Raw genomic sequence first — 25,372 nt, 5'->3', positions numbered from 1 at the left:
GAAAAAACGAAGAAATCTCATTAGGGTATTTTAAAGTAGTAGCTTTGTTTACATTTAACAGTTAGAATTCAGAAGTTAAATTTAATTTTTTCTTGTAGGAAACAAAATATAATTTCCTATTGTTATATCTTATCACCTTTCACACTTCATCCAATAAATTTAATTTGAGACTAACATTAATTGCAGTGCTTATTCGTTTTCTCAAAATGAAGTTAATATCTGACTTTTTGGAAAGCCTTTTTACTCCAAAACATTCCTTTGCTCTTTCATTCATCTAAATCCACGCTTCATTCAATTCATATAACAATTCATTACAGCGTTAACACTTTTTAACGGGCACAAATTTTCACAAAATCATCAAAAAATTATCTTTGTAAAGGTTTTTCAGAAAACCAAATGATTTTATGTCAAAATAAAAGTAAACAAATTAATATTTCTATGATCCAAACTGTTGATATCAAAGAGCTAAATGAACGTATCCAAAAAGAAAGTTCTTTTGTGGATATGATTTCTATGGAGATGAACAAAGTTATTGTTGGTCAGAAACATCTTGTTGAAAGTCTTTTAATCGGTATGCTTTCTAATGGTCACATTCTTTTAGAAGGGGTTCCTGGATTGGCAAAAACTCTTGCCATTAATACACTTGCAACAACTATCGATGCTGACTTTAGCAGAATTCAGTTTACTCCAGACCTTTTGCCTGCCGACCTTTTAGGTACAATGATTTACAGCCAGAAGAAAGAAGAATTCGTGGTAAAGAAAGGACCTATCTTTGCTAACTTTATTCTTGCCGATGAGATCAACCGTGCCCCTGCAAAAGTACAGGCTGCTTTGTTAGAGGCAATGCAGGAACGTCAGATTACAATTGGCGATCATACCTATAAATTAGAAGAACCATTCCTTGTAATGGCAACTCAGAACCCGATTGAGCAAGAAGGTACTTACCCTCTTCCTGAAGCGCAGGTTGACCGTTTCATGCTAAAAGTGGTTATCAATTATCCTAAGAAAGAAGAAGAGCAAGTTATCATGCGTCAGAATCTTTTAAAGGCATTTCCAAAGGCAAGTCAAATCTTAAAACCAGAAGATATCATTAAAGCACGCGATGTGGTTAAGGATGTTTACATGGATGAAAAGATTGAAAAATATATTGTTGATATTATTTTCGCTACTCGTTTCCCAGCCGATTACGGATTGGAGAAATACAAAGAAATGATTGCATTTGGTGGATCGCCACGTGCTAGTATCTCTTTGGCATCTGCAGCTAAGGCTTATGCATTTATTAAGCGTAGAGGCTATGTAATTCCTGAAGATATTCGTGCAGTATGTCATGATGTATTGCGTCACAGAATTGGTTTGACTTACGAAGCGGAAGCAAATAATATCACCAGCGAAAATATCATTAGCGAAATCCTAAACACTGTTGAAGTACCGTAATCAATTACGAATGATCAATTAAGAATTACGAATAACATTACATACGTATTTCTTAATTATCAATACAGAATTCTTAATTCGTAATTATCAATTCGTAATTAAATTTTATGGAAACTAGTGAATTATTAAAACGCGTTAGGCAAATTGAGATCAAAACCAGAGGTCTTTCCCGCAATATTTTTGCAGGAGAGTATCACTCTGCGTTTAAAGGTCGAGGTATGACTTTTAGCGAAGTTCGCGAATATCAGTATGGCGACGACATCCGAAACATCGACTGGAATGTTACTGCGCGCTACAATCATCCATACGTAAAGCTGTTCGAAGAGGAACGTGAGCTTACCGTAATGTTGATGATTGACGTGAGTGGTAGCCGTGAATTCGGTACCATGTCGAAATTGAAGAAAAATCAGATAACCGAAATTGCTGCTGTTTTGGCATTCTCTGCAATTCAGAACAACGATAAAATTGGTGTGATTTTCTTTTCGGATACCATCGAGAAATTTATCCCTCCTAAAAAGGGGAAAACACATATTCTGAGAATTATTCGTGAATTAATCGATTTTCAGCCTGAACACAGAAGTACAAATATCAGCAATGCATTGCGTTATCTTACCAATGCCATTAAAAAACGCTGTACCACTTTCGTGATTTCAGATTTTATCGATTCTGATTTTGAAAATGCCTTAACCATTGCGAACAAAAAGCACGATGTGGTGGCTCTTAAAATTTACGACCAGCGCGAGCAGGAACTTCCTTCAATTGGGCTGGTGAAAATTAAAGATGCCGAAACAGGAGAATATTCCTGGGTTGACACATCGAACAAAAAAGTTCGCGATAGATATGCCGGGTGGTGGCGCAAACAAGAAGAAAATACCACCGAAGTTTTTAAGCGTTCGGGAGTTGATGTGGCAAACATCAGGACTGATCAGGATTACGTAAGATCGCTGATTAATCTGTTCCAACGCAGAGGACATTGATACCATTTTTAAATCAAATACTAATCGGTATAATATCAGGAAACTGAGAACTATGGCAAATAAAATTAAAACACATATTAACTTCTTGATAAAGGCTTTTGCTTTTACATTTCTGTTTGCTTCCGTATTATTTTCTCACAACTCGTTTGCACAAAACGATGGAGGAATAAATTATGGAGTTAAGCTGGATACCAATGTAATTGTAATTGGCGATCAGATTAATCTGCAATTATCGGTTGAACAACCTAAAGAGGTGAAAATTGGATTTCCTGTTTTCTCTGATAGCATTGTAAATGGAGTTGAGATTATAAAGCAAACTCCACAGGATACTACAACCTTAGAAGATGGAACAATTAAGGTTGACAAGAACTACACAATCACTTCTTTTGATGGTGGAGTTTATAAACTAAAACCTTTCGAATTTCAGATTTATGGAAATGTAAACCAGATTCTACGTACCGATACATTGTTATTGGGCGTGAAAACAATGCAAATTGATACCACTAAAGGCAATTTCGATATTGTGATGCCAATTCAAACTCCTATATCATTTGCTGAGCTTGCTCCTTGGATTTTAGGTGGATTATTGGTAATTGTTCTAATTGGATTTTTAATCTGGTATTTCCGATTCCGACAAAAAGATCAGCCTTTGTTTGCAGTTTCGAAACCAATTGAACCAGCTCATGTTATTGCGCTAAGAAAATTGGATGAAATCAAACAGCAAAAACTCTGGCAAGGAGGAAAAATAAAACAATTCCATTCCGATTTAACTGATACCATTCGAACTTATCTTGATGAGAGATATAACATGTCGACACAAGAATCAACTACTGATGAAATTCTTCAGGCTGTAAGTTCGGTAGAAGTTAATAACGACTGGCATACTAATCTTAGAGAAGTTCTTGAGCGTGCCGATTTGGCAAAATTCGCAAAGTTCCAACCTCTTCCTAACGAAAACGAACGAAGCATGAAATATGCTTATCAGATTGTGGAATCTACAATTTTGATTGAAAAGGAAGAAGAGAAAACTGATGATGAATCGGAACAGGAAAGTCAATCTGAGTATAAAAAGTAAATTTTGAAACAATAGACTATGAGTTCTATAGAATTTGCAAATCCCGAATATTTCTACCTTTTGTTACTTCTGTTGCCATTAATTGCATGGTACATACTGAAGGACAAAAATGCTCATGCAAGTATTCAGGTTTCAACCGTAAAAAGTTTTAATGCTGCACCTAAAACTTACAAATACTATCTGCGTCATGCATTGATTGTATTTCGAGTTTTGGCAATTGCATTTATCGTAATAGCACTGGCTCGTCCGCAGTCAAGCAACAAATTTCAGGATACAATTACCGAAGGGATTGATATTGTAATGTCTTTAGATATTTCGAGCAGTATGTTGGCTCGCGATTTTGAACCTGATAGATTGGAGGCCGCAAAAGAAGTAGCTACTCAATTTATTACTGGTCGTCCTGAGGATAAAATTGGTTTGGTAATTTTTAGTGGCGAAAGTTTTACGCAATGTCCGCTTACTACCGACCATGCTGTACTGATTAACCTTTTCAAAGATATCCAAAGTGGAATGATTGAAGATGGTACTGCTATTGGTTTGGGTTTGGCAAATGCTGTAAACCGTTTGAAAGACAGTGAGGCAAAATCGAGAGTCGTTATTCTACTTACTGATGGTGACAATAACCGAGGTGAAATTGCTCCCTTAACCGCGGCAGAGTTGGCTAAATCATTTGGCATTCGCGTGTACACAATAGGTATCGGAACCCGAGGAACGGCTCCCTACCCTGTTCAAACTGCTTTTGGTATCAGCATGAGAAATATGCCTGTTAAGTTTGATGAGTCTGTATTAAGAGATATTGCAGAAATGACTGGTGGACAATATTTCCGAGCAACAGATAACAATAAGCTTAAAGCAATTTATGCTGAAATTGACAAGCTTGAAAAAAGTAAAATTGAAGTAAAACAATACAGTACCAAGAGTGAAGAGTTTTTACTATTCGCATTACTTGGAGCATTGTTTTTACTGTTAGAAATTGCATTACGCAATTCAATACTAAGGAATATTCCTTAATTGTAATTATTTGATAAACCGAAAATCATTGATAAATGGATCAGTTTCGTTTCGATCATCCTGAATTTCTATACTTATTCGTATTAATACCAATATTGGTGGTATTGTACTGGGTAAGCCATGTAATTAAGAAGAAAGCCTTGCAAAAATTTGGTGAGATGAATATCATCTCTCAATTAATGCCTTATGCTTCTTTCACACGACCTGTATATAAATTTTCAATTTTGATATTGGCTTTAGGCTTTATCATTATTGGTGTTGCAGGTCCACAATTTGGTTCAAAGCTTCAGAAGATAAAAAGAAAAGGCGTTGAGGTTGTTATTGCACTTGATGTTTCAAATTCGATGATGGCTCAAGACATTCAACCAAACCGTTTGGAACGTGCAAAACGTGCCATTTCTAAAATGGTAGATAAGCTAAACAACGACAAGATTGGATTAATTGTGTTTGCAGGTGAAGCCTATACACAATTGCCAATTACAACCGATTATGCATCGGCTAAACTGTTTTTATCATCAATCAGTACCGATATTGTTCCAATACAAGGAACGGCAATTGGATCAGCAATTGAATTGGCTACAAGAAGTTTTACTCCAGATAGTGAAGCCAGTAAAGCAATTATTGTAATTACTGATGGTGAGAACCATGAGGATGATGCAGTTGGAGCAGCTACAATGGCTAATGAAATGGGTATTGCTGTTCATACCATTGCAATGGGATTGCCAGAAGGTGCTCCTATTCCGGTTAGAGCTGGTTCAAGTGATTTTAGACGAGACGATGATGGAAACATTGTAATTTCGAAATTGGACCAGCAAATGGTTGAGGAAATTGCAACCGCTGGTGGTGGAAAAGCAGTTATTGCCAACAACACAACCACTGGTTTAAACGTTTTATTTAAAGAGATCAATAAAATGGATAAAACAGAACTCGAAGCCAGAGTATATACTGCTTACGACGAGAAGTTTCAGATATTTTTGGCAATAGGTTTGTTGCTTTTATTAATTGAATTCCTTGTATTAGAGCGTAAGAACCGTCATTTAAAAGACATTAATTTATTTAATCCATCGAAGTAGAACGATACAAATCCACACTTATGAAAAAAGTATTATTGTTATTCATTAGCATGATTTGTCTTCTAAGCATGGAGGCAGTTGCCCAAAAGGAAAGAAAGTTTATCCGATCGGGAAATGAACTTTTCGAGGGAGAGAAATTTGAAAATTCGGAGGTTGAATATCGTAAAGCTCTTGATAAGAAAGTAAATTCTTACGAGGCTGGATTCAATCTGGGTGATGCACTATACAAACAGAAAAAGTACGATGAGGCATTAAAGCAATTTCAAACTTTGGCTGTTAACGAAAAGGATCCTGAGAAACTTGGTCATTTGTTTCACAATATGGGAAATACTCTTTTAGAAAATAAAAAGATTGATGAGAGTATTGAGGCTTACAAGCAATCATTGCGCTTTAATCCAAATTCTCAAGAGACAAAATACAACCTGGAGTATGCTCGTCAGATGAAAAAGAAACAGGAAGAGGAGCAGAAAAAACAAGATCAGAACAAAGATCAAAATAAGGATCAGAAAGATCAGGATAAAAAAGACCAGGACAAGAAGGATCAGGATAAGAAGGATCAGGATAAGAAAGATCAAGACAAAAAAGATCAGGATAAGAAGGATCAGGACAAGAATAAAGATCAACAGAACAAAAATCAGCAAGATAAGGATAAGCAAAAGCAACAACAGCAGCAACCTAAGATTTCGAAGGAAGATGCTAAACGCTTGTTAGAAGCCTTAGAAAACGACGAAAAGAAAGTTCAGGAAAAAGTACAAAAAGCCAAGGCGAAAGCCATGAAGGCAAAAAAGACCAAAATTAAAAAGGATTGGTAAGGTATAGTACTTAGAGTACTTATAATTGCCTTAAGTACTTAAAGTTAATTTATCAATGTCTTGATACTTGTTACTTTGTACTTGATACTTATAATTAAGCTTGATCGAACTAAAAATACTGATGATTATTAAGTACATTTGTGCGAGATTTTTCATTAGAAAAAAACAAAAGAAACACATCTGAAAAACAGAACATTACGGATGAAGAAAATATTTTTCTTACTATTAGCGACATTATTTTTTACTTCTGCTTCGTTTGCAGAAGAAGTTAAATTTACTGCAGCAGCTCCTCGAGTGGTTGAAGTTGGTGAACAGTTTAAGTTGATTTATACGATAAACCAAAAGGCAAAAGACATTCAACTTCCTGCTCTTGATGGTTTTCGTGACTTGGTGGGTCGCCCATCAGTTGCAACAAGTTCAAGTTCGCAATACATCAATGGAAAATGGAGTTCAACAACCAAATACACCTACACATATGTATTGCTGGCAGAAAAAGAAGGAAAATTCACAGTTAACCCAGCCAAGATTAAGGTTAAAGGTTATGAGTTTACCTCGAATTCGGTTAGTATTGAAGTTGTAAAAGCCAACGAAAAACCACAAAACAATCAGGGCGGACAATCGAACCAAGCCGCAGCAACTAAAATTACACAAACGAATTTGTTTGTTAAGGTGAATGTTGATCGTAAAAGCGTTTACATGGGTGAACATGTTGTTGCAACAATTAAAGTATATACAAGATTAAACATTGCTGGTTTTGGCGATTCTAAATTTCCTTCATTCAATGGATTTTTAAGTCAGGAAATACCTACTCCAGGACAAATATCATTGCAAAGAGAAAATGTAAATGGCACAATTTATAATGTTGGTACCATTCGAAAATTAATTTTATTCCCTCAGCATACTGGTAACATTACCATTGATCCTTTTGAATTGGAATGTATTATTCGTCAACGCAGATCAAGCGGTAACAGAGGATTCTTCGATGATTTCTTTGATAACTATCAGGATATTCGAGTTCCTAGAAAAAGTAAACCGGTTACCATTCGTGTGAAAGATTTTCCATCGAACAAACCAGTTAGTTTCGACGGTGCTGTTGGAAGTTTCAGAATGTCTGCAACAATTGACAAAGACTCAGTTCAGGCTAATGATGCTGTAACCTTGAAAGTTAAGATATCAGGTAACGGTAACCTTAAACTGATTAATCCGCCAGAATTCGATTTCCCTGCAGATTTTGAAGTATATGATCCAAAAACAAATCAGAATTTAAAGAGCACTGCTAAAGGTGTTACAGGATCAACAACATTTGAGTATTTAATTATTCCACGTCATGGTGGAGAGTATGATATTCCTCCTGTTGATTTTAGTTTCTTTGATCCTAAAGCAGGAATTTATCGTACACGATCTACACCGAAGTTTACAATTAAAGTTGGAAAAGGCAGTGGCGATGCTTCAAGTGCTGTTATTAGCTCATTCTCGAAAGAAGATGTGAAATTTATTGGTAAGGATATTCGCTTTATTAAAACCAACGATTTTACGCCAAGATTAAAAGGACAAATTTTCTTCGGAACGACCTATTTCTATCTTGCATACTTGGTTCCATTCTTGGTATTCATTCTTGCCTTTGTTTTCAACAGAAAACGAATTAAAGAAAATGCAGACGTTGCGCGTGTAAAAAACAAACGTGCCAATAGGATTGCAATGAAACGATTGAAAGCGGCATCGACTAGTTTAAAAGCTAAAAAGAAAGAAGAATTCTACGATGAAATATCGAAAGCTCTTTGGGGATATACTTCTGATAAGTTGAACCTTCCATTGGCTGATTTGAACAAAGAAAACATCACTGAAATTTTGCAAAGCAAAAATGTTGAGCAAGAATTAACTCAAGACTTTTTGAACATTCTTGATACTTGTGAGTTTGCACGTTATGCTCCATCAACTGGATCATCAGAAATGGATGAGTTGTATAAAAAGACGATGGAAACAATTACCAAATTAGAAAAGAGCATCTAATTAATTCAAATAGAAATGAAGAAATTACTATATATCTTAATTGCTTTGCTTTTTGTTTCTTCTGCTCAGGCACAAGATACTCCTATTAGCGAGGCTAACGATTTTTACCAAAAAGGTGAGTACGATAAAGCAATAAAATCTTATGAATTCGTTTTAGAAACACATATCGAAGCTCCTGAGATTTACTTTAACCTTGCCAACTCTTATTACAAAACAGGACAAATTGCACCTGCCATTCTAAACTACGAAAGAGCCAAGTTACTTTCTCCTGAAGATGAAGACATTCAGTATAATCTGAAAATGGCTCAGGCTCATGTTTTAGATAAACTAGAAGTGCTACCAGAATTATTTGTTAAAAGATGGGTTTCTGGCATTAGAAATGCCTTTTCGGCAGATTTATGGTCATACCTATCAATTGGCTTGTTCTTTTTGTGTTTGCTTTTTGGATGTTTTTATTTGTACAGCAACAAAGTTGGTCTAAAGAAAGCTGGCTTCTTCTTTGCAGGAGTTTGTTTTTTACTTAGTGTTCTAACCTACTCTTTCGCTTCCAAAAAAACGGAAGAAATTACAGATCGTAAATATGCAATCATTTTTAGTCCAAGTGTTACCATTAAAGGATCTCCAGATGTAAGTGGTACTGAGCTTTTCCTTTTACACGAAGGCACTAAGGTAAAAGTAACAGAACAACTTGGCGATTGGTTAAACATACAACTAAGTGATGGAAATAAAGGCTGGCTTAAGAAGGAAGATATTGAAATGATTTGAACAAAATTCATAAAAACAAGCGGCAGTTTTAATTTTAACTACCGCTTGCTTTATTATTTCATATTCGGATAATCAGTATACCCTACCTCATTCCCTCCATAAAAAGTATCTTGGTTGGCAGTATTTAAATCGGCATTCAATTCAAACCTCTTTTCTAAATCAGGGTTAGCCAAATAAGGAACACCAAAAGAAACCAATTCTGCAATATTTTGATGTATAGCGGCATTTCCGGTATCTTTTGTAAATCCACCATTTACCATTCGAACTCCCTTATACATTTTGCCAAATTTAGAAGCAACATCCTTCACTAAATGGGGATGCTCGTCAATTGGCATTAACGGCTCTATTAAATGCAAATAAGCCAAATTATAATCATTTAGCTTCTCGATTATATAAGAGAATAAGTTCACTGGATCAGAATCCCCCATGTCATTAAACAAGCCACTTGGTGAAAGTCTAATTCCAACTTGATTACTTCTCCAAACCTCACAAATTGCATCTAACACCTCAAATAAAAAACGAGATCTATTTTCAATACTACCTCCATATTCGTCCTTACGATTATTGGTTCTATCAGTCAAAAATTGATCGATTAAATAACCATTGGCTGCATGAATTTCAACTCCATCGAATCCTGCTGCTTTGGCGTTTTTAGCTGCCTTCTTATAATCATCTACGATAGATTTAATTTCTGCTATTTCCAGCTCTCTAGGTGTTACAAAATCTTTTAGCCCTTCATAAGTAAATGCTTGACCTGCAGGTTTAATTGCAGAAGGTGCGACTGGTAAATTCCCATCATGAAAATCGGGATGAGAAATTCGCCCAACATGCCACAATTGAATAAAGATTTTTCCTCCTTGTTCATGAACAGTTTTTGTTATCTTTTTCCAACCTTCCACTTGCTCTTCGGAATGAATTCCCGGTGTTGCAGGATATCCCATTCCTTGTTGAGATATCTGACTCGCTTCAGTTATAATTAATCCTGCTCCCGAGCGTTGTTTGTAATATTCTGCCATTAATTCAGTTGGCACATTACCTTCTCCCGCTCTGTTTCTGGTCATTGGAGCCATTACCATTCTATTTTTAAACTCTAAATCTCCTAAAGAGAATTTGCTAAGCAATGTATTTTTAGTCATTTTCTTTTATTATTTTTATTTATACAAGATATAAATAAGAACGATGCGTTTGAAAAAAATTTTCTTAAATATTTCTTAAAAAGAGAACTATTTCTTTGCATCAAACAAATAAGATGAGAGTTTGTTGAGCGCTTTCAACATTGCTTTGTATCTTCGTTCGAAATTAGCTAGAACAATGAAAAAAATTGAACTATTGGCTCCTGCAAAAAACCTTGAAACAGGTATTGCAGCCATTAATTATGGAGCTGATGCTGTATATATAGGAGCGCCCAAATTTGGTGCTCGCTCTGCCGCTGGAAATACTTTGGAAGATATTGGTAAACTATTACAATATGCTCACCAGTATTGGGCCAAGGTATTTATTACCATGAATACAATTCTGTACGATAATGAATTAAAAGAAGCAGAAGAGTTAATTCATAAGTTATATGAGCTTGGAGCTGATGCCTTAATTGTTCAAGATATGGGTGTTTTAGAAATGAACTTGCCTCCAATAGAGCTTCACGCCAGCACTCAAACCCACAATTACGATTTAGATAGAATTCAATTTTTAGAGAAAGTTGGATTCAAACGAATTATTCTGGCAAGAGAATTATCGCTAGAGGAAATTAAAAATATCAGAAAAAATACAAGCGTTGAACTTGAATATTTTGTTCATGGTGCACTTTGTGTTTCTTTAAGCGGACAATGTTACTTTTCTCATGCAATTGGTGGCCGTTCTGCTAACCGTGGAGAGTGCAGTCAAGCTTGCAGAATGAAATATGATTTAGTGGATGTTGAAGGGAAGGTTATAGCAAAAGATAAACACTTGCTTTCTTTGAAAGACCTAAACCTGTCGAGTCATTTGGATCAGATAGTAGACGCTGGTGTATGCTCATTAAAAATTGAAGGAAGATTAAAGGATAGCTCCTATCTAAAAAATATTACCAGCTTTTACAGACAATCTCTAGATAAAGTCTTCGATAGAAAAAGAGAATACGAACCTGCGTCTTCGGGAACAATAAATCCAGATTTTAAACCAGATCCCGAAATTACCTTTAATCGAGCTTATACATCCTACTTTTTTACAGGAAGAATTCCAGAAATAGCTAATTTCCACACCCCAAAATCAATGGGCAAAGAGATAGGTAAGATTCTTGAAGTTAAAAAAGATCATGTTGTTGTCGAGACAAAATACGAGCTTCATAATGGTGATGGCTTGTGTTTCTTTAACAAGAACAAACTATTGAAAGGTTTTCAGGTGAATGGCATTCAAGGAAATAAAGTATTTCCTAATGACATGAGTATGTTACAAAAGGGAGTTCGTTTATTTCGAAATAATGATCACGAATTTTCTAAGGTTTTAAAACGAGACAATTCGGTTCGTAAAATTGGAGTTGAGTTCTATTTAGATATTGTTGAAGGTGGCATAAACCTAACTGCCATTGATGAAGACGAAATGTCAGCAAACATTCAAATCAAAGAAAGTTTTGAAAGTGCTAAGAACGAAGAATTAGCTCTTAAAAACATTAGAAAGCAACTTCAAAAAAGTGGTGATTCAATCTATCAAATCAATAATGTTGAAATCAATTTTGATAGTGTTCCTTTTGTTCAAGCTAAAAAGCTAAATGATTTACGCCGACAGTGTTTAGAACAATTAACTTTTAACAGAACAGAAGCTTTTAAGGTTGAAGAAAAAAGACCTTTAATTGCACATCCACAATATCCTGCCAAAGAGTTAACATACATGGGTAATGTAGTGAACTGCAAGGCTGAAGAATTCTATCACAAATGTGGAGTCGAAAAAATAGAAAAAGGATTTGAATTACAAAATAACCATTCTGGCAAAACAATTATGACGACAAAACATTGCTTGCGTCATGAATTTGGAATGTGTCAGAAAGAAACAAAGACAGGTAAAAGTCAAAATCAGGCATTGTTTTTGGTAGATAATAAAAACCGCTACAAACTGGAATTTAACTGTCAGCGTTGTGAGATGAAGATTATCTTCGGATAATCTTCAAAAATAAAATAGATATTACGAACCGTTAAAGTTTTTGTATTATGGTTCACTATATAGAAAAACTAATTCGTGAAGGTGAGCATCAACAGCAAGATTTTAAATTTTGTATTACCGATTCACGAAAAATTGCCAAATCTTTATCTGCTTTTGCAAATACAGATGGTGGTAGACTGCTTATTGGCGTTAAGGATAATGGAAAAATTGCCGGTGCTCAGGTCGATGAAGAATATCATATGATTCAAGCGGCGGCTGAAATGTATTCTAAACCTAAAATCGAATTCGAAAGTAAGGTATGGACGGTAAATAGAAAAAATGTTTTAGAAATCACCATTAAGCCATCCTCCGATATGCCCCACTATGCCCAAAGCGAAAATGGAAAATGGTTAGCCTATTTGCGTAAAGATGACGAAAACAAACAGGCAAACAAAATTCTTCTTGAGGTTTGGAAACGCAAATCTAAACCAGTTGGAACTTATTTGATTTATTCCGAAACTGAAAAGATACTTTTGGAATACTTAAAAAACAATGAAGGTATTAGTCTGAATCAATTCTTTAAACTAACTAAAATCAGTAGGTACAAAGCCGAGAGAATTCTTGTAAAACTAATCTGCTGGAATGTTATAGAACCTTATTTCGAAGAAACAGGTACCAGCTATAAATTAAAACAAGTGGATAGCAATTCACACTAAAATTATCACACAAAAGGACATAAAAATACCGCATTAATTATTGGGATTTTAAACTCCTGTTTGACAGGATTTGAGTGCCTGCTTGGTCAAGTTTCCCCTGTGCCGAAGCAACCCGAAGGTTGGGGCCTGCTTTTGCAAGCATGTTGCTTTCTCGGTATGTGATAACTGTTGAGTTTAACAATCGCTAATTAATGCGGAATGCTTTTATCTTCTATGTAAAGAACGTTCTGTTTCTATTGCAAAGTAAGCAAGAATCTGGCATTAAGCAAGGTTTGTAGTCATTTTTTCTAATATTATTGACAAAATCTAATCATTTTTATTTCCAATACTTGAGATATTAACCGATTATTAGACTATACAGAAACGAGTATGATTAAAATAATTACTAAACACACGATAATGATTATTTTGATCTTGCGGATTCTATCTGACAAATGGCAAAAATAATAAACAGATAAAATTGAAAGCCATCGATTGATGTTTGGCTTACCGCTCAATATTCTTATTTTAGCGCCTTATAATATTATACAGATGTCTTTAATTCCATACATAGATATTCATACACACCAGTTGATTTCTAGGCGTGAAATCATTTCGGTGCTGAATCTCAATGCAAATGATCAGGATAAGAACTTTCCTGCCAATACATCCTACTCCATTGGTATTCATCCATGGGATATCGAAAAATTGAAGTTTGATTCTGCCATAGATTACCTTGAAGAATACTTATTGAGCTTAAATCCTATCGCTATTGGAGAAATAGGCCTTGATAAAATGATTTCAACGGATATGGAAATTCAGGAAAGAGTATTTGTTGAACAGATTCATGTGGCAAAGATTCAACAAATACCAATGATTATTCATTGTGTGAAAGCACAGGAGGAAATTCTGAAAGTCAAAAATAATCATGATACCAGAACAGCTTGGATTTTGCATGGATACAATAAAAATCTACAGGTGGCTGAAGCTTTCCTGAAGCAAGGATTTTATCTTTCATTTGGTGAAGCCCTTCTCAGAAATGAAAAACTTCAATCGGTATTTAAACTGATTCCGCTTGATAGAATCTTCTTAGAAACAGACGAAAAAGAGATTTCCGTTAAGGAAGTTTATCGGAGAGCTGCTGAAATTAAAGAAATCGAAATTGAAGCATTAAAAGAGCAAATGCTATTAAACTTTATGAAGTGTTTTTAAAATTATGAGTGAAGCATGGTTAAGCAGAACCCATTTATTAATGGGCAGTGAGAAACTTAAAAAACTAAAAAACTCGCATGTACTGGTAGTTGGTTTGGGAGGCGTTGGAGCCTATGCTGCAGAACAAATCTGTAGAGCAGGAGTTGGAAAAATGACCATTGTGGATGGCGATACCATTGATGAATCGAATATAAACAGACAGTTGCCTGCCACCACTTCCAATATCAATAAAGACAAAGCAGCAATTATGGGTGCTCGACTGCTGGATATCAACCCGAAGCTGAAACTACGAATTCTGAACGAATACCTTAAAAACGAAAGAATGATCGAAGTTTTGAAAGAAGATGATTATGATTATGTAGTGGATGCAATCGACACATTGGCTCCAAAAATATTTTTGATTTATCACAGTCTGCAAAACAACTTGAAAATTGTAAGTGCAATGGGAGCAGGAGGGAAAACTGATCCTCGCAAAATACAAATAACTGATATCTCTAAATCCTATAATTGTAAATTAGCCCGTATGCTGCGCAAGCGCCTGCATAAACTCGGTGTTTACAACGGAGTTCAGGTAGTTTTCTCGCCAGAAGATGTATCGAAAGATGCAGTAATTTTGGATGAGAGCCAAAACAAAAAATCAAATGTAGGTACCATTTCCTATATGCCTCCTTTGTTTGGATGTTTCATCTCTTCGGTTGTTATAAAAGACCTGATAGAGAGTTAACTCAACAAAAACTTCTAATCATGTTGCATTACGATATTATCCCCACTCCCATTGGTAAGCTTCTGCTTTTATCCGGAGCCAAAGGATTGAAAAAAATTCTATTTGAAGGCCAATTTGAGCTTGAAGATATTTCGAATGACTGGCAATCAAATTCCTCCAAATTGGAAGAAGTAAAATCTCAACTCCTAGATTATTTTGACAACAAGTTGATAAAATTCAATTTGAAACTGGATCCTGATGGCACAGTCTTTCAAAAGCAAATTTGGAAGCAACTTGAGAAAATCCCATTTGGTGAATTAAGATCTTATCAGGACATAGCTAATGCGATAAATAAGCCAAATGCTTGCAGAGCGGTTGGGATAGCCAATTCAAAAAATCCAATTCCAATTGTAATTCCATGTCACAGAGTTATTGGTAAGAATGGAAAACTGACAGGTTATGCAGGTGGCTTGGAAAACAAAGCCAAATTACTAAAGTTGGAAGGCACAGATCAAGACAATATTTCTCAACAGCTTCAACTATTTTAGAGTTTAATTAATTTTTTGAAAAGTACACAATTACTCATTATTCAACCTTTAGTATTTCACGCTTTAATATAAAACACTTTCTCTTGATTTATCTTTGATTTGATGGTGAATTGATCTAACTTGCCACACGATTAAAATCAATCTATCGGATTGATAAAATATCATTAAATCAATAAAAATAATTCATGAGTAAGATTTTAGGACACAGTTTCCACATTCCTGTTATGGGAACAGGCTTTACAGTGGATACTCCTGTAAAAGTGGCTCATTTAGGTATTTCTTCTGTTGTATCAATCGTAGATGATGTTCTTGTAGAAAAAATGCGAGAAATGTACTGTAAGAAATTAAGCCTTCCATTTAAGCCTATTACAGAAAAGACCAAAGATTTTCGTGCAGAAAGAATAACATCTTATTTGAATTTATTAGATAAGATGGTGAAGGAGAAGTTTGAAAATCTTAAGGAATCCATTCAGGATAAAGGAAAAGAAATTGAAGAGTATCTTGAACTTCTTCCTGATTTTTCAGAAGTAAAAAAAGAGTTCAAAGAGAAATTTTCAGATAATCCTTATGTGAAGGAAGCCAAAGAGTGGTTAAGCAATAACCTTCCTCTGGGTTCGATTGATGTTAATATCATGACCAAATTAGACAAAGGGAACCGATATGAAGGTGAAGATTTACCTGTTGAATTTAATGATGCCCATGCAGCTCTTCGTGGATTTGCGATGAGTAACCTGGAGAGCTCAATGGTACTTTCAGCAGGGATGAACCCACGTTTATATGGCTACCTTGAACAGTTTGATGATTTTTATCCAAATCAAAATGGATACATCAAGAAAAAAATCGTTCTTAAAGTTAGCGATTACAGATCGGCTTTAATTCAAGGACGTTTTCTTGCCAAAAAAGGAATCTGGATTTCTGAGTACCGAATTGAATCCGGCCTCAATTGTGGGGGACATGCATTTGCCACCGATGGTTATTTGATGGGACCAATTCTGCAAGAATTCAAAGAAAAAAGAGATGAATTAAGAGATAGCCTGAGTCCTATTCTTTTTAAAACTCTAAAAGAAAAAGGAAAGCCTATTCCTTCCAAGGCTCTGAACATCAAGCTTACTGCACAAGGCGGCGTTGGTACTGCTGAAGAGCATGAATTCCTGATGCAACAGTACAAGCTGGATTCTATAGGTTGGGGATCGCCTTTCTTAATGGTACCTGAAGCCTGCGATGTTGACGAAAAAACACTGTCTTTGCTTGAAAAAGCAGACGAGAAAGATTTGTCATTAAGTCACGCCTCTCCGCTTGGTGTTCGTTTTAATAATCTGAACAGCAATACCAGAGATGCAGACGTTTGGGACAGATTAAAGCAAAACCAACCAGGAAGTGCGTGTACCAAACGATACATGATTGCGAACACAGAGTTCACTAAAGAGCCCATTTGTACAGCCTCCCGTCAGTATCAAAAGTTGAAATTAGCTCATTTAAGAGAACAAAACTTACCTAAAGAAGAACTTGAAAAAGAGATTAGTCTTTTACTCCAAAAAACATGTTTGTGTAAAGGGCTGTCGACAGCTTCTTATTTGGTGAATGATATTGATACTAAAAAAGATGGTGATGGAGTATCGGTTTGTCCAGGACCTAACTTGGCTTATTTTAATAAGAAGGTTAAGCTTAAAGAGATGATTGATCACATCTATAATCGTACAAATTTGATTGAAAGGAACGACAGGCCTCACATGTTTATTAAAGAATTGAATTTGTATTACGATTATCTGAAAGAACAAGTATCGGAAATAAAGAATCCAATTCCAAAACAAATCAAATCACTTGAAGGTTTTAAGAAAAATCTATTAAGTGGTGTAGATTATTACAAAGGTCTCTCTCAAAAATTTTCAGACAAGTACAAGATCATGAAAAATCAAGTGTCTAAAGATCTAGATAAACTTGAAGGAGAAATCAAAAACATTCTGATTAAAACAGAGTCATAATAACAAAAAGCCAGTCTTTAAAGACCGGCTTTTATTTTTCTCAATCACGCCAGTAATACCATGAAATGAGTCCTAAATTGTTTCATGATAATACTGGTAATTATCATCGTTTAGTTTTTTCTGCTTCTACCACTTCTTTCTTTATACCTGCTATCTTTTCTAGCATATCGGTAGTAATCGATTTTGGCCTTTCCAATGGATAGCCTAAAGCTCTATCCCAAATAATATTAGCACATATACCTATAGCGCGTCCAATACCAAACAACACAGTATAGAAATCATATTCAGTTACACCATAATGCCACTGAATAACACCTGATTGTGCATCAACATTTGGCCATGGATTCTTTGCTTTACCATGCTCTTTCAAAATTGGAGGCACCACATTGTATAACAAATCGGCATACTTAAAGATTGGATCATCTGGAAGGTGTTTCAAACTAAATTCGCGCTGAAGCATATAGCGAGGATCTGTCTTTCTTAAAACAGCATGACCAAAACCAGGAATCACTTGACCAGAATTCAAAGTATCCCATACAAACTGCTTCATTTCATCCTCGGTAGGTAATTTGTTACCCATTTTATCCATTACATCTTGCAACCATCTTAAAACTTCTTGATTTGCCAAACCATGAAGAGGTCCGGCCAATCCATTAATCATTGCTGAGATTGACAGATAAATATCAGATAATGAACTTGCCACCAAGTGACCTGTATGAGCACTTACGTTACCACTTTCGTGATCACTATGGATAATAAAGTGCAGACGAGATACATCATCGTAAGGTTTTTCAATTCCCATCATGTGAGCAAAATTACCGCCCATATCTAAATTGGGATTCGATTGAATTCTTGGTCCTTGACGATACAATTTGTTATAAATATAAGCAGCTATTTCAGGCAACTTAGCCAATAAATTTAAAGCATCCTCATAAGTTGCATCCCAATAATCTTTCTTATTCAATCCTGCATGATATTGCCTATTAAATACCGATTCTCGATTCATCGTAAGAATTGCGGTTGAGAATATGGCCATAGGATGACTACAACACGGAAACGAATCAATTACTTCATAAACAAATCTTGGTACAATTCTTCTTTTACTAAACTCATCTACTACCTGCATTACCTCTTCCTGATTTGGAAAATCGCCAGTTAAAAGCAGGTAAAATAACCCTTCGACGTAAGGCATTGTTGCGCCTTTAGGTTTTGGCAAGTTTTCAATTACTTCTCCCAATGTATATCCTCTGTATCGAATCCCTTCCTCGGGATCCAAATAAGAAATATCTGTTACCAATGATTTCAATCCCCTCATTCCACCAATCACCTGAGATACGGTTACATTATCAACAACCACATCTCCATATTCTTTTAACAGGCGTTTTGTTCTTGGTCTATGTTCTTCAATCTTTTTGAACAAAGTTTGTTTTAATGTTTTCTTCATATAATCTATACTTTAGAGTTGGAATCAAGCGGGGTGATTGATTCCAGTGTTACGCAATGTTTATTATTTTAATTGTTTTGTTTTCTGATTAAATTCAATGCACTTCCAGCTTTAAACCACTCAATTTGTACATCGTTGTAAGAATGGTTAGCAACTATTGTATCAGTACTTCCATCTCTATGAATAACAACAATACTCAAAGGCTTACCAGGAGTAAATTCTGTTAATCCGATAATATCAAACTGATCTCTTTCCTGAATTTTGTCATAATCAGCCTTATCAGCAAAAGTGAGCGCCAATACACCTTGCTTTTTCAAATTCGTTTCATGTATACGTGCAAATGATCGCACAATAACAGCTTTCACACCTAAGTGGCGAGGCTCCATAGCTGCATGTTCTCTGGATGATCCTTCCCCATAATTTTCATCGCCAACAACAATTGATCCTATTCCCTTGGCCTTTAAAGCTCTTGCAGTAACAGGAACTTCATTGTAATCACCATTTACTGGATTAAAAATTTTATTGGTCTTCTCATTAAAATAATTAACAGCTCCAATCAGCATATTGTTCGAAATATTGTCCAAATGACCACGAAATCTTAGCCAAGGACCAGCCATTGAAATATGGTCAGTAGTACACTTGCCTTTAGCTTTAATTAAAAGGTTTAATCCTTTATAATCATTACCTTCCCACTCTCCAAACGGGGCCAATAATTGAAGACGTTCTGAATCTGGATTAACATCGACCACAACCCCCGGACCATTTTCTTGTGGTGCCAAATAGCCAGAGTCTTTCATATCAAAACCTTTAGGTGGGAATTCTAATCCCTTTGGTTCATCCAATTTAACCTCTACTCCATCCTCATTTACCAAAGTGTCTGTAATTGGATTAAAGCAGAGATCACCAGCAATAGCCATAGCTGTTACTAATTCTGGAGAAGCAACAAACCCATGTGTGTTTGGATTTCCATCATTACGCTTTGCAAAATTCCTGTTAAATGAGGTAATTATTGAGTTCTTTCTATTTGGATCATCAGTATGACGTTTCCACTGACCAATGCATGGTCCACAGGCATTCGCCATAATTACACCACCAATATCTTCAAATTCTTTTAAGATCCCATCTCTTTCAGTTGTGTAACGCACTAATTCCGAACCAGGTGTTACTACAAATTCGGCTTTAACTTTCAGGTTTTTATCCTTAGCCTGCTTAGCAAGTGATGCCGCTCTAGATAAGTCTTCATAAGATGAATTCGTACATGAACCTATCAATCCAACCTCTAAAGTTCGAGGGTAACCACTTTCTTTTACAGCTTTAGCAAAGGACGATAATTCATGAGCTAAATCCGGTGTAAACGGTCCATTAATATATGGTTGAATCTCTGATAAATTAATTTCAATCAGTTGATCGTAGTATTTTTCTGGATTTTGATATACCTCTTCATCTGATCTCAGATGTTCCATTACACTATCTGCTAAATCGGCGACCTGTTCGCGTTCGGTATGGCGCAAGTAATTACTCATGTTTTGATCGTAAGCAAAAATGGAAGTGGTTGCACCAATTTCTGCACCCATATTACAAATGGTTCCTTTACCTGTACAGGACATTAAATCGGCACCTTCACCAAAATACTCAACTATAGCTCCTGTTCCTCCTTTTACAGTTAAAATACCTGCAACTTTCAGAATTACATCTTTAGGAGAAACCCAACCGCTTAATTTTCCAGTAAGTTTTACACCAATCAGTTTAGGCATTTTTAGTTCCCACGGCATTCCAGCCATCACGTCTACTGCATCAGCTCCACCTACACCAATGGCTACCATACCCAGCCCCCCTGCATTTACGGTATGTGAATCGGTACCAATCATCATACCTCCTGGGAATGCATAATTTTCCAGAACCACCTGGTGAATAATCCCAGCACCGGGTTTCCAAAAACCAATACCATATTTGTTAGATACTGATTCCAGAAAGTTATATACCTCATTATTTTGATCTTTAGCTTCAGCTAGATCTTTTTCTGCACCAACAGATGCCTGGATTAAATGATCGCAATGCACGGTAGAAGGAACAGCTACCTTAGATTTGCCCGCGTTCATAAACTGTAATAAAGCCATTTGAGCTGTCGCATCCTGCATTGCAACTCTATCTGGTGCGAAATTTACATAGTCTTCTCCTCGTTCAAACTTCTCTGCTTTTTCCTCAACCGAGAGATGTGAGTACAATATTTTTTCACTTAGCGTAAGAGATCTGCCAAGAACTTTTCGGGCATAGTTCACTCTTTCGGGCATCTTCTGATAAACAGATTTTATTAAGTCAAAATCAAACAGCATGTCAATTGAATTTTTGATTAATTTATATTTCAAATTTTGGTCTTTTAGCATCTAAAGTTCGAAAACCCAAAAAATGCAGATCAATCTTTTCAGACTTCTTGATCTTTTATGTGTATTCTCGACACATACTTTCAGATACTGATATTTCTAAATCTCAAGATCTTAATCAAACCCAACGCATATAAACAAGTGTTAAATAGGATCAAATTTAGATATCTAAATATAACAAAAACTTGGTATTTTAAAAAGATGGTAAGTAATTTCTTGTTTAAGAAAACTCTAAATTTGCTCCTTTGGCACAGTTTTAGATAACCTGAAAAAATCACTCTATAAAGATCTACCTTTTGCACCGAACTCGACCACCTGAAGATCCTTAATGTCTTTGCCATCGATAATGAATTTCACCAAAGTTTGAACCTTATGAAATCCCTGTAGACCCGCCGCTCCAGGGTTAATATACAACAAATTCAAATCCTTGTCGAACATTACCTTTAAGATATGAGAATGCCCTGAAATAAAAAGCTGTGGTGGATTGTTAAAAATTTCTGGCTTCACATTTAAAGCATACCTTTGGGGATATCCTCCAATATGAGTCATCCATACATCCACGTGCTCGCAAGTAAATCGATTATGCTTTGGATATTGCAAACGAACTTCCTGACCATCAATATTGCCATGGACGGCAACGAGAGGTGCGATTTGAGCCAAGCTGTTCGCAGTTTCGATATTACCAATATCACCTGCATGCCAAATTTCATCACAAAAACTCAAATGTTTTAATGCAACTGAATCAAGATGTCCATGAGTATCGGAAAGTAATCCAATTTGCTTCATTTAAATATGTTTTGGATTTTGGAAGCGTGAAGATAAAAAAAAGATTCAATTTTTATCCAGAACATGAAGTTTTAAAGCAAGTATATCGCATAAGTTGTCGGTATTAATTACTATTTTTGCATGCTAAATTTTGAAAGTAAATACGATTCTATAGATGGGTTTCAAAGAAGAAATTAAAAGACGCCGTACGTTCGGAATTATATCTCACCCGGATGCCGGTAAAACTACATTAACCGAAAAATTGCTTCTTTTTGGTGGTGCAATTCACGTTGCGGGGGCTGTAAAATCAAACAAGATCAAGAAAACTGCAACTTCTGACTTTATGGAGATTGAACGACAAAGAGGTATTTCGGTTGCAACATCGGTAATGGGATTTGAATACAAGGATCATAAAATCAACATTCTTGATACACCAGGTCACCAGGATTTTGCCGAAGACACCTATCGTACCTTAACGGCCTGCGATAGTGTGATTATTGTAATTGATGTTGCCAAAGGGGTTGAGGCTCAAACCAGAAAGTTAATGAAGGTTTGTAGGATGCGTAAAACTCCGGTAATTGTATTCATTAACAAAATGGATCGTCTGGGTAAAGATGCTTTTGATTTGCTTGATGAGATTGAAAAAGAATTGCAATTAAGTGTTAATCCTTTGAGTTGGCCAATAAATATGGGCCCTGATTTTAAAGGTGTTTACAATATTTATCACAAAAACTTAAGTTTGTTTACCCCAGCAACCCAAACTGTAGAAGAAAGTATCGATTTTGATGATGTTTCCAATCCGAAATTGGAAGAGTATATAGGAGAAGACGCCGAAATACTTCGCGAAGAGCTGGATTTGGTTTCGGGAGTTTATCCTGAGTTTGATGTTCAGGAATACCTGGATGCTAAAATTGCACCTGTATTCTTTGGTTCGGCCTTGAATAATTTTGGTGTTCGAGAATTGTTGGATGTATTCATTAAGGTTGCTCCTTCTCCACTGCCATGTCAGACGGTTGAAAGAGTAATCGAACCTGAAGAAGAAAAATTCTCGGGTTTTGTATTTAAGATCCATGCCAATATGGATCCAAATCACAGAGACAGAATTGCTTTTGTGAAGATTGTTTCGGGAACTTTTAAAAGAAACAAACCATATCTGCACGTTAGAAATGGTAAAAAATTAAAATTTTCGAGCCCCACAGCTTTTATGGCAGAGAAAAAATCAATTGTAGAGGAAGCTTTTCCTGGAGACATAATTGGTTTGCATGATACAGGAAATTTTAAAATTGGTGATACTTTAACAGAAGGAGAAAAAATCAACTTTAAAGGAATTCCTAGTTTCTCACCTGAATTGTTTAAATATATTGAGAATGCAGATCCAATGAAATCGAAACAATTGGCTAAAGGAATTGATCAGCTAATGGATGAAGGTGTTGCTCAACTTTTTGTTTCTCAATTTAACGGCAGAAAAGTGATTGGAACAGTTGGTGCACTTCAGTTTGAGGTAATTGAATATCGCTTGCTACATGAATATAGTGCATCCTGTCGTTGGGAACCTATTCAACTGCATAAAGCTTGTTGGATTAAGACTGAAGACGATGAACAATTGAAGGAATTTAAAAAAGCGAAATATCAATATATGGCTAAAGATAAGCATGGTAGAGATGTTTTCTTAGCGGATTCGGGCTATATGCTACAAATGGCTCAATCAAATTATCCAAATCTTGAATTTCATTTTACATCAGAATTTTAAGGATAAAACAAATGGCTTTAAAAGAAGGATTAAGTGCTACACAAGAAATGATTGTTGGCGAGAAAAATACAGCAAAATATCATGGATCGGGTAAACTGGATGTTTATGCAACTCCTGCAATGGTTGCTTTTATGGAAGGAACTGCTGTAGCATGCATTGATGCAGATCTTGAGGAAGGGATGGATTCTGTTGGAATTCAAATCGACACCAAACATATCAAGGCAAGCAAGCTGGGCGCAAAAATAAGCTGCACAGCCAAATTAGTACAAGTGGATGGTAAAAAAATAAGTTTTGAAATTGAAGCGGCTGACGAAGCTGGACCAATTGGTTCCGCATTTCATGTTCGATATATTATCGATCCTGTAAAATTTATGAGCAGACTGTAGTTAAACTGCCCTGCCTTTGTGTTACTTCAGGGGTACCAAAACGCTCTTTGGAATGACCATATAACGCGGAATGGTGAATCCTCAGCATAGAATGATCATTCTTCAAAATGAAATGATAAACTACAATACGGAATGATCATTTTTAAAGCTAGAAAAATGATTCCGCAAGGCAGAAACAACAACAAGCATGCTTTTATAATATCAGAAAGCCTGATTGATCTCTTCGGGGCTACTCTACTTTTTCCTGTCCTGCATAATGTTGCAACAGAAATTCTATTACAGTCTTGGCATTATCAGGATAATCTACCTTTTCGACAGAGTAACCACCATTAATCCACTCCTTGATTCTAGATGGCCCATCTATTTCCAAATCATCAATCACAGGAATTCCAAGCTCTTTTAAAGCATGCGCATTGCACACCTGCTCGAATTGATTTTTCATCGGAATAACCGCAAGTTTTTTACCTAAAAACAAACTTTCAGCTGGCGTTTCAAATCCCGCTCCGCAAAGTACACCATCACAATCTTTTAAACTCTTTATAAAAGCTTCTCCATTTACTGGGTTTACCTCAACATTTTCTGATCGATATTTATACTTGCTATGTTTTGAATAAACAACCCATTTGCAATCAGGAAAGTGCGACAAAACAGAAATCAATTTATCATCGGAGTACGCAGGTAGATAAACCAGGTAGTATCCATTATTTTCGGGTTCCAATAATCGTATCTCTCTTCTAATAATAGGAGTAAACATATTATGGCCATACTCCTTAAAGTGAAAACTCACATTGTGATTACACGGAGCATAATTTTTTAGAACCTGATAGCCCAAAAATTCAATTTTCTCGGGCATTGGTGTTCTTGAATTCAACATTGCAGACTGGTGACTTAAACCGAGACAAAACACCTTCTTAAGCTTGCATGCCCATGAAGTAACAGGCTCAAAATCACTTATCACCAAATCATACTCTTCAACCGGTAAACTTCTGATGTCTCTAATAAATCGGTAAACATTAAACTTTTTAATTGTTTTCCAGATATCAATTCCACCATTTGTACCAAAGAAAAATCCTAATCCTTGCTTCTTATATTTTATTGGGTGATTAAACTCCAAATCGTGGTGTAAGCCTGATATTAAAATATCAACTTCTACTTCCTTCTGAAAGTATGGTATAAGTTCAATGGCTCTACTCAAATGACCATTTCCTGTTCCCTGAATTCCGTATAATATCTTCATT

Annotated in this window: 21 protein-coding genes; 16 read left to right on the top strand and 5 right to left on the bottom strand. The window is 35.7% G+C overall.

Features of this window, described 5'->3' with window-relative positions:
• The first annotated feature begins 504 nt into the window (after positions 1–504).
• From ACO05S_RS15875 to ACO05S_RS15840, 8 genes are all read left to right on the top strand, one after another.
• The gene (locus tag ACO05S_RS15875) at positions 505–1,434 is read left to right on the top strand and encodes an AAA family ATPase (RefSeq protein ID WP_421921296.1); all 930 of its coding nucleotides are present in this window, start codon (positions 505–507) and stop codon (positions 1,432–1,434) included.
• A 107-nt stretch (positions 1,435–1,541) separates the two neighbouring features.
• Positions 1,542–2,411, top strand: a complete 870-nt coding sequence (locus ACO05S_RS15870; RefSeq protein ID WP_421918993.1) for a DUF58 domain-containing protein — start codon at positions 1,542–1,544, stop codon at positions 2,409–2,411.
• 52 nt (positions 2,412–2,463) lie between these two features.
• Complete coding sequence (locus ACO05S_RS15865) at positions 2,464–3,486, top strand: BatA domain-containing protein (protein ID WP_421918992.1); 1,023 nt, start codon at positions 2,464–2,466, stop codon at positions 3,484–3,486.
• An 18-nt stretch (positions 3,487–3,504) separates the two neighbouring features.
• Positions 3,505–4,497: a vWA domain-containing protein gene (locus ACO05S_RS15860; protein WP_421918991.1), complete on the top strand. Its 993-nt coding sequence runs from the start codon at positions 3,505–3,507 to the stop codon at positions 4,495–4,497.
• A 35-nt stretch (positions 4,498–4,532) separates the two neighbouring features.
• Entirely contained in the window at positions 4,533–5,570 is a 1,038-nt protein-coding gene (locus tag ACO05S_RS15855; RefSeq protein WP_421918990.1) for a VWA domain-containing protein, read from the top strand.
• Between the two features lie 20 nt (positions 5,571–5,590).
• Positions 5,591–6,382 (top strand): tetratricopeptide repeat protein, encoded by a 792-nt coding sequence (locus ACO05S_RS15850; RefSeq protein WP_421918989.1) that lies wholly within the window; start codon positions 5,591–5,593, stop codon positions 6,380–6,382.
• Positions 6,383–6,583: 201 nt separating this feature from the next.
• Positions 6,584–8,392, top strand: coding sequence for a BatD family protein (locus tag ACO05S_RS15845; RefSeq protein ID WP_421918988.1), 1,809 nt, complete (start codon positions 6,584–6,586; stop codon positions 8,390–8,392).
• 15 nt (positions 8,393–8,407) lie between these two features.
• Positions 8,408–9,157 (top strand): tetratricopeptide repeat protein, encoded by a 750-nt coding sequence (locus ACO05S_RS15840; protein WP_421918987.1) that lies wholly within the window; start codon positions 8,408–8,410, stop codon positions 9,155–9,157.
• 53 nt (positions 9,158–9,210) lie between these two features.
• Here ACO05S_RS15840 and ACO05S_RS15835 read toward each other — a convergent pair whose 3' ends face one another.
• A complete protein-coding gene (locus ACO05S_RS15835; RefSeq protein WP_421918986.1) occupies positions 9,211–10,293 on the bottom strand; it encodes an alkene reductase in 1,083 nt (360 codons plus the stop codon).
• Between the two features lie 175 nt (positions 10,294–10,468).
• Between ACO05S_RS15835 and ACO05S_RS15830 the strand changes: the two genes are divergently transcribed.
• The 6 genes from ACO05S_RS15830 to ACO05S_RS15805 all read left to right on the top strand — a co-directional run bounded on the left by ACO05S_RS15830 (position 10,469) and on the right by ACO05S_RS15805 (position 17,408).
• Positions 10,469–12,289 (top strand): peptidase U32 family protein, encoded by a 1,821-nt coding sequence (locus ACO05S_RS15830; RefSeq protein WP_421918985.1) that lies wholly within the window; start codon positions 10,469–10,471, stop codon positions 12,287–12,289.
• Positions 12,290–12,336: 47 nt separating this feature from the next.
• Positions 12,337–12,984 carry a helix-turn-helix domain-containing protein gene (locus tag ACO05S_RS15825; protein WP_421918984.1) on the top strand — a complete coding sequence of 216 codons (648 nt, stop codon included), beginning with the start codon at positions 12,337–12,339 and terminating at the stop codon, positions 12,982–12,984.
• A gap of 531 nt (positions 12,985–13,515) precedes the next feature.
• Positions 13,516–14,175, top strand: coding sequence for a TatD family hydrolase (locus tag ACO05S_RS15820; protein ID WP_421918983.1), 660 nt, complete (start codon positions 13,516–13,518; stop codon positions 14,173–14,175).
• A 4-nt stretch (positions 14,176–14,179) separates the two neighbouring features.
• Positions 14,180–14,899, top strand: a complete 720-nt coding sequence (locus ACO05S_RS15815) for a tRNA threonylcarbamoyladenosine dehydratase (RefSeq protein ID WP_421918982.1) — start codon at positions 14,180–14,182, stop codon at positions 14,897–14,899.
• A 20-nt stretch (positions 14,900–14,919) separates the two neighbouring features.
• A complete protein-coding gene (locus tag ACO05S_RS15810; protein ID WP_421918981.1) occupies positions 14,920–15,426 on the top strand; it encodes a methylated-DNA--[protein]-cysteine S-methyltransferase in 507 nt (168 codons plus the stop codon).
• Positions 15,427–15,611: 185 nt separating this feature from the next.
• Positions 15,612–17,408 (top strand): hypothetical protein, encoded by a 1,797-nt coding sequence (locus ACO05S_RS15805; RefSeq protein WP_421918980.1) that lies wholly within the window; start codon positions 15,612–15,614, stop codon positions 17,406–17,408.
• Between the two features lie 103 nt (positions 17,409–17,511).
• Here the strand turns inward: ACO05S_RS15805 and ACO05S_RS15800 are convergent, their stop codons facing one another.
• The 3 genes from ACO05S_RS15800 to ACO05S_RS15790 all read right to left on the bottom strand — a co-directional run bounded on the left by ACO05S_RS15800 (position 17,512) and on the right by ACO05S_RS15790 (position 22,019).
• On the bottom strand, positions 17,512–18,852 hold the full coding sequence (locus ACO05S_RS15800) for a citrate (Si)-synthase (protein ID WP_421918979.1): 1,341 nt from the start codon (positions 18,850–18,852) through the stop codon (positions 17,512–17,514).
• A 68-nt stretch (positions 18,853–18,920) separates the two neighbouring features.
• A complete protein-coding gene (locus tag ACO05S_RS15795) occupies positions 18,921–21,218 on the bottom strand; it encodes an aconitate hydratase (protein WP_421918978.1) in 2,298 nt (765 codons plus the stop codon).
• Positions 21,219–21,512: 294 nt separating this feature from the next.
• Entirely contained in the window at positions 21,513–22,019 is a 507-nt protein-coding gene (locus ACO05S_RS15790) for a metallophosphoesterase family protein (RefSeq protein WP_421918977.1), read from the bottom strand.
• A gap of 154 nt (positions 22,020–22,173) precedes the next feature.
• Here ACO05S_RS15790 and ACO05S_RS15785 point away from each other — a divergent pair, with 154 nt between their 5' ends.
• On the top strand, positions 22,174–23,748 hold the full coding sequence (locus ACO05S_RS15785) for a peptide chain release factor 3 (protein ID WP_421918976.1): 1,575 nt from the start codon (positions 22,174–22,176) through the stop codon (positions 23,746–23,748).
• A gap of 11 nt (positions 23,749–23,759) precedes the next feature.
• Complete coding sequence (locus tag ACO05S_RS15780; RefSeq protein ID WP_421918975.1) at positions 23,760–24,134, top strand: thioesterase family protein; 375 nt, start codon at positions 23,760–23,762, stop codon at positions 24,132–24,134.
• A gap of 229 nt (positions 24,135–24,363) precedes the next feature.
• Here ACO05S_RS15780 and ACO05S_RS15775 read toward each other — a convergent pair whose 3' ends face one another.
• Positions 24,364–25,371 (bottom strand): glycosyltransferase family protein, encoded by a 1,008-nt coding sequence (locus tag ACO05S_RS15775; RefSeq protein ID WP_421918974.1) that lies wholly within the window; start codon positions 25,369–25,371, stop codon positions 24,364–24,366.
• Between the last annotated feature and the right edge of the window lies 1 nt (position 25,372).

This window comes from Marinifilum sp., from assembly GCF_965230805.1.
Classification (GTDB): domain Bacteria; phylum Bacteroidota; class Bacteroidia; order Bacteroidales; family Marinifilaceae; genus Marinifilum.
The sequence above is the reverse complement of the archived record's forward strand: the minus strand, read 5'-3'. Positions and strand labels throughout refer to the sequence as shown.